Annotated in this window: 12 protein-coding genes; 8 read left to right on the top strand and 4 right to left on the bottom strand. The window is 61.3% G+C overall.

What is annotated here, in order from left to right; translation table 11 throughout:
- The first annotated feature begins 38 nt into the window (after positions 1-38).
- Positions 39-2,045: an aldo/keto reductase gene (locus ACODTZ_RS16555; RefSeq protein ID WP_489026837.1), complete on the top strand. Its 2,007-nt coding sequence runs from the start codon at positions 39-41 to the stop codon at positions 2,043-2,045.
- Between the two features lie 90 nt (positions 2,046-2,135).
- On the top strand, positions 2,136-2,777 hold the full coding sequence (locus ACODTZ_RS16560) for a ThuA domain-containing protein (RefSeq protein WP_489026838.1): 642 nt from the start codon (positions 2,136-2,138) through the stop codon (positions 2,775-2,777).
- A gap of 3 nt (positions 2,778-2,780) precedes the next feature.
- On the opposite strand, the gene ACODTZ_RS16565 is transcribed toward ACODTZ_RS16560, so the two are convergent.
- The gene (locus tag ACODTZ_RS16565; RefSeq protein WP_489026839.1) at positions 2,781-3,791 is read right to left on the bottom strand and encodes a LacI family DNA-binding transcriptional regulator; all 1,011 of its coding nucleotides are present in this window, start codon (positions 3,789-3,791) and stop codon (positions 2,781-2,783) included.
- Positions 3,792-4,055: 264 nt separating this feature from the next.
- On the opposite strand from ACODTZ_RS16565, the gene ACODTZ_RS16570 reads away from it, so the two are divergent.
- From ACODTZ_RS16570 to ACODTZ_RS16590, 5 genes are all read left to right on the top strand, one after another.
- Positions 4,056-5,102 carry an ABC transporter substrate-binding protein gene (locus tag ACODTZ_RS16570; RefSeq protein ID WP_037179377.1) on the top strand — a complete coding sequence of 349 codons (1,047 nt, stop codon included), beginning with the start codon at positions 4,056-4,058 and terminating at the stop codon, positions 5,100-5,102.
- 69 nt (positions 5,103-5,171) lie between these two features.
- Entirely contained in the window at positions 5,172-5,993 is an 822-nt protein-coding gene (locus ACODTZ_RS16575) for an ATP-binding cassette domain-containing protein (RefSeq protein WP_489026840.1), read from the top strand.
- Complete coding sequence (locus ACODTZ_RS16580; RefSeq protein WP_489026841.1) at positions 5,990-7,252, top strand: sugar ABC transporter permease; 1,263 nt, start codon at positions 5,990-5,992, stop codon at positions 7,250-7,252. Before ACODTZ_RS16575 ends, ACODTZ_RS16580 begins: the two co-directional genes overlap by 4 nt.
- 22 nt (positions 7,253-7,274) lie before the next feature.
- Complete coding sequence (locus ACODTZ_RS16585; RefSeq protein ID WP_209234108.1) at positions 7,275-8,003, top strand: SDR family oxidoreductase; 729 nt, start codon at positions 7,275-7,277, stop codon at positions 8,001-8,003.
- A 61-nt stretch (positions 8,004-8,064) separates the two neighbouring features.
- A complete protein-coding gene (locus ACODTZ_RS16590) occupies positions 8,065-9,681 on the top strand; it encodes an FGGY-family carbohydrate kinase (RefSeq protein ID WP_489026842.1) in 1,617 nt (538 codons plus the stop codon).
- 19 nt (positions 9,682-9,700) lie between these two features.
- Here ACODTZ_RS16590 and ACODTZ_RS16595 read toward each other — a convergent pair whose 3' ends face one another.
- Positions 9,701-9,847 (bottom strand): hypothetical protein, encoded by a 147-nt coding sequence (locus ACODTZ_RS16595; RefSeq protein ID WP_209234106.1) that lies wholly within the window; start codon positions 9,845-9,847, stop codon positions 9,701-9,703.
- Positions 9,848-9,920: 73 nt separating this feature from the next.
- Here ACODTZ_RS16595 and ACODTZ_RS16600 point away from each other — a divergent pair, with 73 nt between their 5' ends.
- Positions 9,921-11,222, top strand: a complete 1,302-nt coding sequence (locus ACODTZ_RS16600; RefSeq protein ID WP_489026843.1) for a replication-associated recombination protein A — start codon at positions 9,921-9,923, stop codon at positions 11,220-11,222.
- A 122-nt stretch (positions 11,223-11,344) separates the two neighbouring features.
- Here ACODTZ_RS16600 and ACODTZ_RS16605 read toward each other — a convergent pair whose 3' ends face one another.
- On the bottom strand, positions 11,345-13,720 hold the full coding sequence (locus tag ACODTZ_RS16605; RefSeq protein WP_489026844.1) for a TonB-dependent siderophore receptor: 2,376 nt from the start codon (positions 13,718-13,720) through the stop codon (positions 11,345-11,347).
- A gap of 99 nt (positions 13,721-13,819) precedes the next feature.
- Positions 13,820-14,746: a FecR family protein gene (locus ACODTZ_RS16610; RefSeq protein WP_489026845.1), complete on the bottom strand. Its 927-nt coding sequence runs from the start codon at positions 14,744-14,746 to the stop codon at positions 13,820-13,822.
- Positions 14,747-14,754 lie beyond the last annotated feature (8 nt).

The following is a 14,754-nucleotide window of genomic DNA, read 5'->3' on the forward strand; positions in this document are numbered from 1 at the left end:
CCGGAAAGGCCGGCGGCTTGGCAGATTAGGAACACGACATGACCGATACGGATAGACTTCGCTGGGGCATCCTTGGCCCCGGCCGGATCGCGGCTGACTTCTTTGCAGGCGTCGCCCAATCGAAAACCGGACGCGTCGAGGCGATCGCAACGCGTGATCCATCACGGCCGGGCCTTGCCGAGCGCTTCCCCGGCGCGCGCGTCATCAAGGGCTACGAGGCGCTGCTTGCCGACCCCGATGTTGATGCGATCTACATCGCAACGCCGCATCCGACCCATGCCGAATGGGCGATCAAGGCGGCGAAGGCCGGCAAGCATGTGCTATGCGAAAAGCCGCTCGGCCTTTCCGCAGCCGAAGCGGAGGCCATGCAGACTGCCGCCCGCGAAGCCGGCACCTTTCTCGGCGAAGCCTATATGTACAGGCTCCATCCGCTGACCTTGAAGCTGATCGCGCTCTTGAAGGACAAGGCGATCGGCGACGTCCGTATGATCAAGTCGAGCTTCGGTTTCGCAAAGCCTTTCGAGAAGGATCATCGGCTGTTTGCCAATGATCTTGCCGGTGGTGGTATTCTCGATGTCGGCGGTTATCCGGTCTCGATGGCGCGGCTCGTCGCCGGCATTGCCGAACCGCACGGCATCATCGAGCCGGACCAGGTTTTCGGCGTCGGTCATCTCGGCTCGACCGGTGTCGACGAATGGAGCGCCGCCATCCTGCGCTTCCCGAACGGCATCATCGCCGAAGTCGCCTGCTCGGTGTCGCTGGCACAGGACAATGTGCTGCGCATCTTCGGCACGGCGGGTTCTATCGAGATCGACCATTTCTGGTTTGCCGCCGGCAAGCAGGGTGGGACCGCTATCATCAGGCTGTTCGACGCGACCGGCAAGCGGCAGGACATCGCCGTTGACGAACCGCGCCATGTCTACAGTTTCGAGGTCGATGCGGCCGCAGCGGCGATCCGGGAAGAACGGCGCGAGTTTGCCTATCCCGGCATGACAGCCGCCGACACGCTCGGCAACCTCAAGGTCATGGACAAGTGGCGTGCGGCGATCGGCCTGGAATACAGGCTGGAAACGCCTGATGTCCGCACCCGGACGTTGACCGGCGAAGCGCTCACCCGCAAGCAGCTGATGGTGCCGAGAGCACACATCCCAGGTGTCGAAAAGGAAACGTCCATGCTGGCACTCGGCATGATGCTGTTTTCGACCTTTCCTGGCGCATCGATCGCTCTCGACGAATTCTACGAGGCGGGTGGCAACCTGATCGATTCCGCGTTCCAGTATGGCGGCGGGACGCAGGACCGGCTGATTGGTGAGTGGGTCCGCAGTCGCGGCGTGCGCGACGATGTGGTGATTATCGAAAAGGGCGCGCATTCGCCGCTCTGCTATCCCGACGTGATCGCCAAGCAGCTGACCACCAGCCTCGAACGCATGCAGACCGATTATGTCGACGTCTATTTCATGCACCGCGACAATCCCGACATTCCTGTCGGCGAATTCGTAGATGCCATGGATGAGGAGGTGCGGGCAGGGCGCATCCGTGGCCCGATCGGCGGGTCGAACTGGACGCGCGAGCGCATGGACCAGGCGATCGAGTATGCCGAGCGCACGGGAAAAACGAGACCGAGCGTGCTCTCCAATAATTTCTCGCTCGCCGAGATGGTCAATCCGGTGTGGTCCGGATGCATTGCTTCGTCCGATGCGGATTGGAAGAGCTGGCTGAAGGAGAAGAAGGTCATCAACTTCGCATGGTCCAGCCAGGCCAGAGGCTTTTTCACCGATCGGTCCGCACCGGGGAATATGTCGGACCCGGAGCTCGCCCGCGCCTGGTACTCCGATCTCAACTTCGAGCGCAAGGCGAGAGCTGAGGAGCTCGGCCGGCGCCTTGGTAAAGACCCGATCCAGATCGCGCTTGCCTACGTGCTCAACCAGCCGTGGCCGGTGATCCCGTTGATCGGTCCTGCCACTCTTTCCGAGCTGCGTCATAGCCTCAACGCCGCGCAGATAAGCCTGACGCCGGCGGAGGTTCAGTGGCTTGAGCGCGGTTGATCCGGAGCGGACAGACGGATCGACCCGCTTCCCTTTCTCAATTTCTCGTCGACGGAATGCTCGGCAGGTAACATTCAGGAGGAAAACAGGATGCGTAAAGCGCTGATCGTCTGGGGTGGCTGGGAAGGCCACGAGCCAGAGCAATGCTCGGTTATCGTCAAGGATCTCCTTGAGAAGGAGGGGTTTGACGTTCTGGTGGAGCCGACGACAAGCATGTTTGCGAGCCCTGACCTGAAGGACTTCAGCCTCATCATACCGATCGTGACCATGTCGAAGATCGAAAAGGAGGAAGTCAAAGGTCTGGCGCAGGCGATCGAAAGTGGCGTTGGTTTTGCCGGCTATCATGGAGGCGCCGGCGACAGCTTTCGCGATTCAACCGATTACCAGTTTATCGTGGGAGGGCAGTGGGTTGCCCATCCCGGCAACATTATCGACTACACCGTCAATATCACCAGGCCGGACGATCCGCTGATGGCGGGGATTGCTGATTTTCGCTACAGTTCCGAGCAGTATTACATGCATGTCGACCCGTCGAACGATGTGCTGGCGACGACGACCTTTACCGGTGAACATGCTTATTGGATCGATGGCGTCACGATGCCTGTTGTCTGGAAGCGCATGTATGGCAAAGGCCGCGTTTTCTACTCGTCGCTTGGCCATGCTGCCAGGGAATTCGATGTGCCGCAGATGTACGAAATCTTCAGACGCGGTGCTCTCTGGGCCGCACGGTAACACTTACCTCAGAACGGGCGGGATTTCGGACACGTTTGGCTCAAAGTTTCCGAGCTCAATGAGCTCGAACATCCGTGTCAGCATTGCCGGCACATCCTGGCGGACCATCTCGATGTTGTCGCCGAGGAGGGCGACGAGAGGGTCGTAGTCGAAGCAACCGAGAGCGAACTCCTGTTCGCTGACTGGTCCGGCGAGCCGCACCCAGCGCAGCACGCCTTCGAGTGTAATCGTCGAATTGACGAACATGCCTCTCGAAAAGGGCAAGTCGCTGGCGGCGCGCTCCTGAAGTGCGGTCTGCGCCTTTTCGGGGGCGTAACCACAGGCGATGACCATGTTGTCCTCAAGGTCGATCCCGTGATCCGCATGTGCCTGGCGAAAGCCCCTCAAACGCTCCATCGTGTTGTGATCGCCACCGCGTCCGCCAACGAACATCAGCGGCTCCATGGCGCCAAATCGTTGATGGCAGCTGACGAGAATTCTCCGCGTCAGCTCCCGGGCGCCTGCGAAATTGTCGGAAATGACGGATGGAGCGAGTTTGCCCGGTAGGTCGAGGTTGATCGTGCGCACGCCGGCGGCGGCACAAAGCTCGGTGATCCTGTCAGGGTCCGTGGCACCTGTCGCGATCACGCAATCCACCTGATACGAGAGCATCGTTCGAGCGGCCTCGATCTCAAGCGCGGGGTCGCGTCGCGTGCATGTGATGAGCGGGAAGAGGCCCTTGTCACGCGCCATCGTCTCGAAGAGCTCAACGATAGAGCCGAAATACCGGTTGTCATATTTGGGGACGATCATGCCGATGATGTGCGACTTCTCGCGACGCAGGAGACTTGCCTGCATGTTGAGCGCGTAACCCTGCTCCGCGGCTATGCGCGTTATCTTCTCTGCAAGCTGCTTGCTGATGCGCCGCTTCTTCCAGTTTCCGTTCAAGACAGCGCTGACCGCGCTCGCAGATGTGCCCGCAAGTTCCGCAAGGTCGTAGATCGTCGTTCGCTTCTGCTGCCTGTCCAGACTCAAAATTCTCATCTCCTGTATCGGGCGCTAACTTGACATCAAACGAGAGAAGTGGCAAATCTTGCTTCATCGATTGAGCAAATGCGCTCAATCGATGATACGTGTCAGCTAGGAGGCTGGCACCGGGAGGTGATTTCGCAGCTATTGGTGGTCCTCTTTGCCGTGCGGCTCTCGTCGAGTTGCGGCTTGGGGCAATGACGCATCGCGCGTCAGGCCGATGTTGCGGCAATGGCCGAACCTTGCCGTTGGTCAATTAAGGAGGAGAACATGACCTATCGCAAACTTTCCCTGATGTCGGCGACCATGCTGATGGCGCTCGGCGGAGCAGCATTCGCCCAGGAAGCGTCCACGGTGGCGTTCCTGATGCCCGATCAGGCGTCGACCCGCTATGAGCAGCACGACTTTCCGGGCTTCAAGGCCGAGATGGAAAAGCTGTGCGCCAAGTGCACCGTCGTCTACCAGAACGCCAATGGCGATGCATCGCTGCAGCAGCAACAGTTCAACTCGGTGATTGCGCAGGGCGCCAAGGTCGTGGTCCTCGATCCGGTCGACTCCGCCGCAGCCGCAGGCCTTGTGGAACTTGCCCAGTCCCAGGACGTCAAGGTGATCGCCTATGATCGCCCGATCCCGGACAAGCCGGCTGATTTCTACGTTTCCTTCGACAATGAAGGTATCGGCTACGCGATTGCCAAGTCGCTTGTCGAGCATCTGAAGAAGGCCGGTGTGCCTGATGGCGCCGGTGTCCTTGAGATCAACGGTTCGCCGACAGACGCGGCCGCCGGCCTCATTCGCGACGGCATCCATCGCGGCCTGAAGGAATCCAAGTACAAGACGCTTGCCGAATTCGACACGCCGGAATGGGCGCCGCCGAAGGCGCAGGAGTGGGCCGCCGGCCAGATCACGCGCTTCGGCGCCGATATCAAGGGCGTGGTTGCCGCCAATGACGGCACCGGCGGTGGTGCGATCGCGGCGTTCAAGGCGGCGGGCGTCAACCCCGTTCCGCCTGTTACCGGCAACGATGCGACGATCGCGGCACTGCAGCTCATCATTTCGGGCGATCAGTACAACACGATCTCCAAGCCTTCCGAGATCGTAGCGGCCGCGGCCGCACAGGTGGCTGTCCAGCTCATCAAGGGCGAGAAGCCGGAAGCCAAGACGACGCTCTACAACACGCCGTCGCAGCTCTTCATCCCGGCCGTCGTCACCGCCGAGAACATCAAGGCGGAAATCTTCGACAAGAAGATCCAGACGGCTGAGCAGATCTGCACCGGCGAATATGCCGAAGGCTGCAAGAAGCTCGGCATCGGCAACTAAAAGCCGATCCGCCATTCCGGCCGCACCGCGTGCGGCCGGTTTCTCAAGGACGTACAAAGGCCCTCAGCCATGAGCACCACAGCAAGCAATGTACCGGAGCGCGGGCAGGCAATCCTGCGACTACGAAATGTGTCGAAGAATTTCGGTGCCGTCTCGGCGCTGACCGATATCGAACTGGACGTCAAGGCGGGCGAAGTCGTGGCCCTGGTGGGAGATAACGGCGCCGGCAAGTCGACCTTGGTCAAGGTTCTGGCGGGCGTTCACCAACCCTCTTCCGGCTCGATCGAATTCTGCGGCCAGAGCGTCTCGCTCGACAGTCCCGGCAAGGCGCTGGAGCTCGGCATCGCTACCGTCTTCCAGGATCTGGCGCTCTGCGAAAATCTTGATGTTGTCGCCAACCTGTTCCTCGGGCATGAGCTCTCGCCCTGGGCGCTCGACGAGGTGGCGATGGAAGTCCGCGCCTGGACGCTGCTTCGGGAGCTGGCCGCGCGCATCCCATCCGTCAGGGAGCCGATCGCCTCGCTATCAGGCGGCCAGCGCCAGACGGTGGCTATTGCAAGGTCGCTGCTGCTCAATCCGAAGATCATCATGCTCGACGAGCCGACAGCCGCACTCGGCGTCGCGCAGACCGCCGAGGTGCTCAATCTCATCGAGCGGGTTCGTGATCGCGGCCTGGGCGTCATCATCATCAGCCACAACATGGAAGACGTCCGCGCCGTCGCCGATCGCATCATCGTATTGCGCTTGGGCCGGAACAACGGCGTCTTCACGCCCGATGCCTCCAACCAGGAACTCGTGGCCTCGATCACCGGCGCCACGGAAAATTCCGTCTCGCGCCGCATCGAGCGCAAGACAGGCACGGCGCAGGAAAATAGCGGGAGACCGGCATGAGCCAGAAACCATCCGATACCACAATCGCACCCGCCACAACGCTCGATCGCAGCGATGAACGCGTCCGCCACGACGACAGCATGATGGCGATGGTCGGGGCCTTCATCGATCGCGTCAAATCCGGCGATCTCGGCATGCTGCCCGTCGCGGTCGGGTTGATCGTCATCTCGACAGTCTTCTCTCTGCTAAACCCGGTGTTTCTCGCGCCGAACAACCTCGTCAACCTTCTCTTCGACTGCGCGACCGTCGGCATCATCTCGCTCGGCATCGTCTGTGTGCTCATGCTTGGTGAGATCGATCTCTCCGTGGGCTCGATGAGCGGCCTGTCATCCGCCATCCTCGGTGTGCTCTGGGTGAACAACGGTGTCCCGTTCGTGGTTGCGATCATCGCTGCCATCGCCGCCGGTGCGGTCATCGGGACCGTTTACGCCGTGCTTTACAACCGCCTCGGAATGCCGAGCTTCGTGGCGACGCTTGCCGGTCTCCTGGCGCTGCTCGGCATGCAGCTTTACATTCTCGGCGCGAGCGGCAGCATCAACCTTCCCTATGCGTCCCCTCTGGTCCGCTTCGGCCAGATTCTGGTGATGCCCGATTGGCTGTCTTATCTGCTCGCTTTGGTCCCAGGCGCCGTGATCATCGCCAAGGGCCTGCGGACGCGCCGGCAGCGCGCTGCCGTCAACTTGTCCTCGCAGCCCTTCGCCGCAACCGCGATCAAGGCGGTCGTGCTGACCGCGGCACTCGAATTCGCGGTCTATTATCTCAACCTCGGTCGCGGCATTCCGTGGATGTTCGGCCTGTTCGTCGCCATCGCGGTGGTCCTGAACTACGGGCTGACGCGCACCCAATGGGGACGCTCGATGTTCGCGGTCGGCGGCAATCGCGAAGCCGCGCGGCGCGCCGGCATCAACGTTCGCCGCATCTATCTGAGCGCCTTCGTGCTTTGCTCGACGCTCGCGACCATCGGTGGCATCCTGTCGGCATCGCGTCTTGCCTCGTCGAGCCAGCAGGCTGGCACGGGTGACGTCAACCTCAACGCCATCGCCGCAGCCGTGATCGGCGGCACGAGCCTCTTTGGCGGTCGCGGTAGCGCCTATTCCGCGCTGCTCGGGATCATCGTCATCCAGGCGATCTCCAACGGTCTGACGCTGCTCAACCTCAGTTCTTCGTTGCGATACATGATCACTGGCGGCGTTCTCGCCATTGCCGTCATCGTCGACTCGCTCGCCCGCCGTTCCCGCGTCAGCCACGGACGCGCCTGATCAAACTTCAAGGAGTAAATTCATGACCGACCTCATGAAAGGCAAAGTTGCCGCCATCACCGGCTCGGCCTCCGGCATCGGCCTCGAATGCGCCCGCACATTGCACGCCGAAGGTGCTACCGTCGTTCTCATCGACCGCGCCAAGGACAAGCTGAATGAAATCTGTGAGGAGTTCGGCGAACGCGCATTCCCTCTCGTCGTCGATCTTCTCGACGGCAAGCAGCTCTCTGGCATCCTTCCCCGGATACTGGAGATCGCCGGCAGGCTCGACATCTTCCACGCCAATGCCGGCGCCTATATCGGTGGGCAGGTCGCCGAGGGCGATCCGGACGCCTGGGATCGGATGCTGAACCTCAACATCAACGCCGCCTTCCGCTCCGTTCATGCCGTCTTGCCGCACATGATCGCCCAGAAGTCGGGCGACATCCTGTTCACCAGCTCGATCGCCGGTGTCGTGCCAGTTGTCTGGGAGCCGATCTATACGGCTTCCAAATTCGCGGTGCAGGCATTCGTGCATTCGACACGCCGCCAGGTGGCGCAGCACGGCGTTCGCGTCGGCGCTGTCCTGCCGGGTCCTGTTGTCACCGCCCTGCTTGATGATTGGCCGAAGGCGAAGATGGAAGAGGCGCTTGCCAACGGCAGCCTGATGCAGCCCAAGGAAGTCGCCGACTGCGTGCTCTTCATGCTGTCGCGGCCGCGCAACGTCACCATCCGCGACCTCGTGATCCTCCCGAATAGCGTTGACCTCTAAAGACCGTGATCTCCGCGCGACGCGCGGGCATCAGCCATTCATGCCAGAAAGATGAGAGACCATGAGCGACGAAGTCCAAACACCGCGCTACGTGATCGGCGTTGACGTCGGCACCGGAAGCGCTCGCGCGGGGGTGTTCGATCTCGGCGGGCGGATGCTGGCCTCCGCCAAGCGCGACATCACGCTTTATCGCGAGGCGGGATCGATCGTCGAACAGTCGAGCAACGAGATCTGGCGCGCGGTTTGCGAGGCCGTACGCCAGTCCGTTCAAGATGCCGGCGTAGACGCTAAAGCCGTCGTCGGACTGGGTTTCGATGCGACCTGCTCGCTCGTCGTTCTAGGTGACCAGGGCAAGCCCTTGCCGGTCGGCCCTTCGGAAGACCCGGAGCGCAACATCATCGTCTGGATGGATCACCGGGCGGTTTCTCAGGCGGAGCGGATCAATGCGCTCGGCCACGAGGTCCTGCGCTATGTCGGCGGCCGCATCTCGCCGGAGATGGAAACGCCCAAGCTGCTCTGGCTGAAGGAGAACCGGCCTGACGTGTTCGACGCGGCGTGGCAGTTCTTCGACCTCGCCGATTTCCTGACCTGGCGTGCCACCGGTGACCTCTCGCGATCCACCTGCACGGTGACCTGCAAGTGGACCTATCTCGCTCACGAGAAGCGCTGGGATCCGACATACTTCGAAGAGATCGGCCTCGGCTCACTGGCCGACGAAGGGTTTGCCCGCATCGGCCAGACGATTGTCGAGCCGGGCTCGGCGCTTGGCGGCGGTCTGACGCCGGCTGCGGCAGCGGAGCTCGGGCTGTTGCCGGGGACAGCGGTCGCTGCTGGACTGATCGATGCCCATGCCGGCGGGATCGGGACCGTCGGCTTTGGCGATGGGCCGACGGCGAACCTTGGCTATGTCTTCGGCACCTCATCTTGCACGATGACATCGACTGTCGAACCGGCCTTCGTGCAGGGCGTTTGGGGACCCTATTACTCTGCGATGGTTCCCGGGCTTTGGCTCAATGAAGGCGGCCAGAGTGCTGCGGGTGCTGCGATCGAGCAGCTTCTCTCCTTTCATCCTGCCGCGGCGGAAGCGACGCGGATCGCAAAAGACAAAGGCCAACCGCTCCCCGTCATGCTTGCCGACCTCGCGGCCGGTGCGGCGGGGACCAATGCCACCTCGCTGGTTACAGGTCTTCACGTCGTCCCTGAATTTCTGGGCAACCGCGCACCGCTGGCCGATCCGCACGCACGCGCGCTGATCGCCGGCCTCGGCATGGAACGCGAGATCGACAGCCTCGTCCGGCTCTATGTGGCGGGACTCTATGGCATCGGTTATGGGCTCAGGCAGATCATTGACGCGCAGGCGCAGGCGGGTGTCGATATCGATACGGTCGTCATCAGCGGCGGGGCCGGGCAGCAGGCCTTTGTTCGTCAGCTTCTGGCGGATGCCTGTGGCAAGCCCATTGTCGCGACAACGGCTGATGAACCGGTGTTGCTGGGCGCAGCCATTCTTGGCGCGGTCGCCAGTGGCAGTTATCGCGATGTTCGCGAAGCGATGAGCATGCTGACGATGGTCGACGGAACGTTCACGTCATCCGCGGGCCCGGCGGCCGATATTCACATGCGGAGATATGACGCCTTCAAGCTACTGCAGCAGTTGGGGCAGCAAGTGCGTGATTGCTGATCAAGGATAGGCCTTCGCCTCATCTGTCGCGCTTTTGCTGGAAGTGTTGGAAGTCCACGGACCGGATCGCAGGCAAAAGCGTGTCGGGCAGGTGCTGCGCGATATCGGCCTTGCGCCAGATGCCTTGCGGATCCGGCATCTTCATCTTAAACCGGGCATCTGCCAATCACGGCTCGTTGTGAGCGGCAAAATGGCTGACGAGCCACGGATGAGTGATTGCCGATCCGCCGGATGACCTGATGAGCGACCTGTTTGACACTGCTGCGCGGATGAATCCGCAACCTCTTGCCGCGGCGCTGAGGCCAGCGACGCTCGACGACATCATTGGCCAGGAAGCCGTTGTTGCTCCTGGCTCCATCCTGCGCCGGCGTATTGCGGCCGGCCGGCTGGGAAGCATCATACTTTACGGTCCTCCCGGCCTCGGCAAGACGTCGATCGCCCGCGCCGTCGGCAACATGCTCGGCAAGACGTTCCGACCTCTCAATGCGACACGGGCGGGCGTTGCCGATATCCGCCGTATCGCGGACGACGCCCGCATCCATCCAACCCTGATTTTCGTCGATGAGGTTCAGCGCTTCTCGGCGACCCAGACGGACGATCTTCTGGCGCTTTGCGAAGAGGGGCTCGTCGACTTCATCGGCGCCACGACTGGCAATCCGTTCCATGTCCTGACACCCGCTCTTGTCTCTCGCTCGACGATCATCAGGCTCGAGCCTTTGACGCTTGGCGAGATGGAGCAGGTCGTCCGGCGCGGCGTCGATCATCTGCACGCGACCGACATTCCGATTGTCCTGACGCCCGATATGGTCCGGCTGATTGCCGGCCGTTCGGGTGGAGACGCCCGCCGGGCTCTCACCACATTGGAGAGCCTGGCCGTCGGTCACGCTGGCGAGGAAGACATCGTCATCACAGATGACATGATCGACGAAGCCTACGCGTCGGCCCCTATCAATCACGATCGTTCGGGTGATGCCCATTACGACATCGTCTCGGCTTTCATCAAATCCATGCGCGGTTCGGATCCGGACGCGACCCTTTATTGGCTCGCACGGCTGATCCACGGCGGCGAGGATCCGCGCTACATCGCCCGGCGCATCATGATTCATGCGTCGGAAGATATCGGATTGGCCGATAACTCGGTGCTCCAAACCGCGGTGGCGGCCTCACAGGCGGTTGAGAAAATCGGATATCCGGAAGCGCAGACAATTCTGGCACATGCCGCCCTTCATCTGGCGCGTGCGCCTAAGTCGAGTTCGGCTTCCCGAGGCCTGGGGCTTGCTCTCCAATACGTCGCCTCACAGCCCCCGGAAAGCGTCCCGCTGCATTTGCGTGATGCGCATTACAAGGGGGCTGCTTCGCTCGGCCATGTCGGATACCAGTTTCCGCATGATGATGCCCGAGGCTGGGTCGAGCAGATCTACGCGGAAGGGATCCCCCGAGGAGCCTTCTACCAGAGCGACGCGCGCGGCGCATCGACATTTGAAAAACGGGCCGATGAGTTCTGGGAACGTGTCACCGGGATGCCGCCCGTTCGTCGCTGAGGTCTTTCGTCCCGCAGATCGCTGCGTGTCCGCGCACAGGCGGACTGATAACGGGCGGATCATGGAATGTTGGCGTATAAAAGGGAGCCGTTGGGAGGGGAGGAACGGCTCCCTTTAAGCCGTCAGAAACTCGCCTTCAGGGATGCCATGACGTTGATCGGCCTGCCCGCGTAGTTGTCTGTTCTGCCCGCCGTGGTTTCGATGTAGCGCTGGTCGGTCAGGTTACGACCGATAAGCGAGAAGTCCAGATGCTCGTTGATCTTGTAGGCGAGTGACGCATCCAGGGTGTAGTAGCCATCGACGAAGAAGCTGTTTTCCAGGTCGCCGGGGCGTTCGCCTGTGGCGGTGATACCGGTGCCCAGCTTCAGGCCTTCGAGCTTGCCGGTCTGGAACTCATAGGTCGTCCACAGGCTGCCGCTCCAGTGCGGCGTACCGGTGAGGCGGTTGCCAATGATGGACGCATCGCTGTCTCTGCTGACTTGGGCGTCGAGATAGCCGAGCGAGCCGATAATCTGCCAACCAGGCATGATCTCGCCGGCCACATCCAATTCAACGCCGCGCGAACGCTGCTGACCCGTCAGGCGCGAATAATCTTCGCCCGGCACAGAGACGGCAACATTGTTTTTGGTGATGTGGAACACGGAGAACGTTGCGGAAAGCCGATCGGGAATAAGGTCAGCCTTGACGCCGGCCTCGATCTGCCAGCCTTTTTCCGGATCGAGCGGCGTGTTGTTCTCGCCAAGACCGCTTTGCGGCATGAAGCTCGTGGCGTAGCTGGTGTAGAAGGAAAGCGCGTCGGTCGGTTGATAGACAACACCAGTCCGCCACGTTAGAGCGCCGTCACTGACCGACGGTTCGGGATCACCCACGCGCACGGTATTGTCCTGGTCGAAATAGTCGTAGCGCAGGCCCGCCAGCAATTTCCATTGATTGCTGAGGTCGATCTGATCTTGCAGATAGACTGAACTGGCGACCATTTCCTGCGTGTAATCCAGGAGGCCGCTCGTGGGCGTCATCGGCGCCCCGTAGACAGGGTCGTAAATGTCGATCGACGCGATGTTACCGCGTTCGCGCCAGAAATCCAAACTGGAGCGGGTGTGCTCGACGCCGGCCAGAACCGTATGGCCGATATCGCCAGTATCGAAATTCAAGACCGTCTCGAATTGCAGATCGAGATTGCTGAGATCTTGGGTGCGATGGTTGTAGCGGCGTGAGAGCGTCCGCCCATCTGCTGCCAGGTCTCGCAAATCGATCCCGGTATCTCGCGACAACGACCCATTATAGCGAACGGAGCCTCGGAGCTTCAACCAATCGAGAGCCTGGTGCTCGGCAGTGAGAGCAATCTGTGTTTTGTGATTGTCGACCATGGACCAGTCTTCGCCGAGAAACCGATCATAGGGGATATGAATCTCGCCGTCGCGGCTTACGACCAAACCGCGGTCATAAGGCTGATCCTGATGAGTCCGGCTGACGCTGAGATTGACAAGGGTATCGTCATCCGGAGACCATTGCAGTACGCCGCCGATGTACTGTCTTTCGCTGGCCTGCCGTTCCTCGACGAAGCCCTGATCGCGCTGCGCTGCACCCGTGAGGCGACCTGTTAGCGAGCCGTCTGCATTGAGGGAACCGCTGACCGTCGCCTCGGCGCGTCGGAAGCCGTAGCTGCCGACTTGCGTCTTGGCTTCCGCTGTCAGTTCTTCGGTGGGCTGGCGGGTGACGATGTTGATCAGGCCACCGGGCTGGCCACGGCCATATAGAACAGAGGCTGGCCCTTTCAGGACCTCCACTCTCTCTATGCCGGCCATGTCGGGTTCGGTGCTGTTCTCCGGATTGTTGACCGCGCCATCAAGCATCACGCCGTCAACGGCGTAGCTGTTCGCTGTGAAGCCGCGTAACACGTAGGATGGCGCGCGGTTGGCGGCTGTTGAGCTCTCGCGGACGTTCGACACATTCTCGAGCGCTTCGGTCAGGCTCGTCGCCTGCTGGTCTTCGAGAACGCTACGCTTGACGACCTGGATCGATTGCGGCACGTCACGCAGCGGCGTATCGGTCTTGGTTCCGACAGAGCTCTCGGTTGCATCGTAGCTGCCCGGTGCAGCGCCGCCGCTCAGCAAGATCGGCTGAAGTGCCGTTGCGCCGCTGGTGTCGGTAGCAACTGTTCCGGACGCGATGATCGTGATCGTATCATTGGCGCCGAATGTGTAGCGCAAGTCCGTGCCGGAAAGGAGCTGCTGCAGTGCCTGGCGGTCCGAAAGCTGACCCTGGATGGCGCGGCTGCGCGCATCGGCAGGCAGGGTTCCGTCATAGACAATATTGGAGCCGGTTATGGCGGAGTAACGGACGAGGGCGGAGGCCACTGATTGGCTGGGAATACTGAATGTGTGTGATGTGGCTGCATCCTGGGCAGTGCCGGCGGTTGCTGCCGCAAGCCACCCGATCATTGCCAACGCCGTGCCCCGAGCCAGCGACTTTCCATGAAATTCAATCTTATACGTCATGACTTTTGCCCCCGCAAAATGCTTGTTTCCCGGCTCCTCCCAAGACCGGCTGCGTGCTTTACGAATGGCGGACGCAAAAACCTGAGTGTTGCGGTAAAATTATTTTCGGGTCGTGACGATGGTCAGAAGCGATGTGTAGTTCTGCAGCGAGATCGGCAATCCCTGCTCAAGCGTCGCATCGATGCCGTCAATGTCGTTGACGTCGAGAATGGCGGTCACTCTTCTGGCGGCGAGTGCGGCGTCGGGAATGAAGAGCCGTCCCTTGCGCCAGCGGTTCACCTCCGCGATAACTTCGCCCAGGGGTCTTGCGAGGAAGACCAGTTGCCGTTCGCGCCATCTCACGCGGCTTTCCGCATCTCCGATGATCGGGCTGCCAAGTACCCCGTCTTGCCAGTCGATAGCGTCGCCCTGCGAGAGATCGACGCTTCTGCCGCCTGCTTCCACTCTCACATTGTGTTCAGTAACCGCGACACTCGTGCGCTCGGGCGCAATCGCTACGGCGTAGGCGGTGCCGAGGGCCGTCGCGGCAAGGCTGCCGGCTTCGACCCTGAAAGGACGCCGACTGTCGGGCACAACGGAGAAAAAGGCTTCGCCGCCGTGCAGCACGATGCGACGTATGGATGCTGTGAAGTCCACCGAGATCGCGCTCGCAGCGCCAAGTTCGACTGTCGATCCGTCCGCGAGAGTCAGGCTGCGAATCTCACCCGTGCCTGTGGAGGAATCAGGGCGTGTCGCGATATGCCAAGCCGTTCCGCCGGTTCCAGCCAACAGCACGATGCCACTCGTGATCTTTAAGAAGCCGCGGCGCGAGACAGCATCATCTGGCCGTGCCTGCTCCACCGCCGCATGGCCCCAAACCCTTTCAATGCGCGCATAGGCGCGCGCATTTCTCTCATCGGCGAGAAGCCAAGTGCGGAACCGCTCGTAGTCCGCTGTCGACGCGTTCTCATCAAGGAGAAGAGCGAACCAGGTCGCAGCCTCGTGTGTCCTTTCGGCGTCTTTGCCTTTGTCCGGAAGATCGTTCATCGCATATC

It is taken from the genome of Rhizobium sp. FG113 (genome assembly GCF_057809895.1).

Coding starts and splice junctions, on each gene's coding strand:
- ACODTZ_RS16600 (WP_489026843.1), top strand. CDS start 9,921: ATGAGCGACCTGTTTGACACTGCTGCGCGGATGAATCCGCAACCTCTT.
- ACODTZ_RS16555 (WP_489026837.1), top strand. CDS start 39: ATGACCGATACGGATAGACTTCGCTGGGGCATCCTTGGCCCCGGCCGG.
- ACODTZ_RS16605 (WP_489026844.1), bottom strand. CDS start 13,720: ATGACGTATAAGATTGAATTTCATGGAAAGTCGCTGGCTCGGGGCACG.
- ACODTZ_RS16570 (WP_037179377.1), top strand. CDS start 4,056: ATGACCTATCGCAAACTTTCCCTGATGTCGGCGACCATGCTGATGGCG.
- ACODTZ_RS16560 (WP_489026838.1), top strand. CDS start 2,136: ATGCGTAAAGCGCTGATCGTCTGGGGTGGCTGGGAAGGCCACGAGCCA.
- ACODTZ_RS16590 (WP_489026842.1), top strand. CDS start 8,065: ATGAGCGACGAAGTCCAAACACCGCGCTACGTGATCGGCGTTGACGTC.
- ACODTZ_RS16585 (WP_209234108.1), top strand. CDS start 7,275: ATGACCGACCTCATGAAAGGCAAAGTTGCCGCCATCACCGGCTCGGCC.
- ACODTZ_RS16580 (WP_489026841.1), top strand. CDS start 5,990: ATGAGCCAGAAACCATCCGATACCACAATCGCACCCGCCACAACGCTC.
- ACODTZ_RS16610 (WP_489026845.1), bottom strand. CDS start 14,746: ATGAACGATCTTCCGGACAAAGGCAAAGACGCCGAAAGGACACACGAG.
- ACODTZ_RS16575 (WP_489026840.1), top strand. CDS start 5,172: ATGAGCACCACAGCAAGCAATGTACCGGAGCGCGGGCAGGCAATCCTG.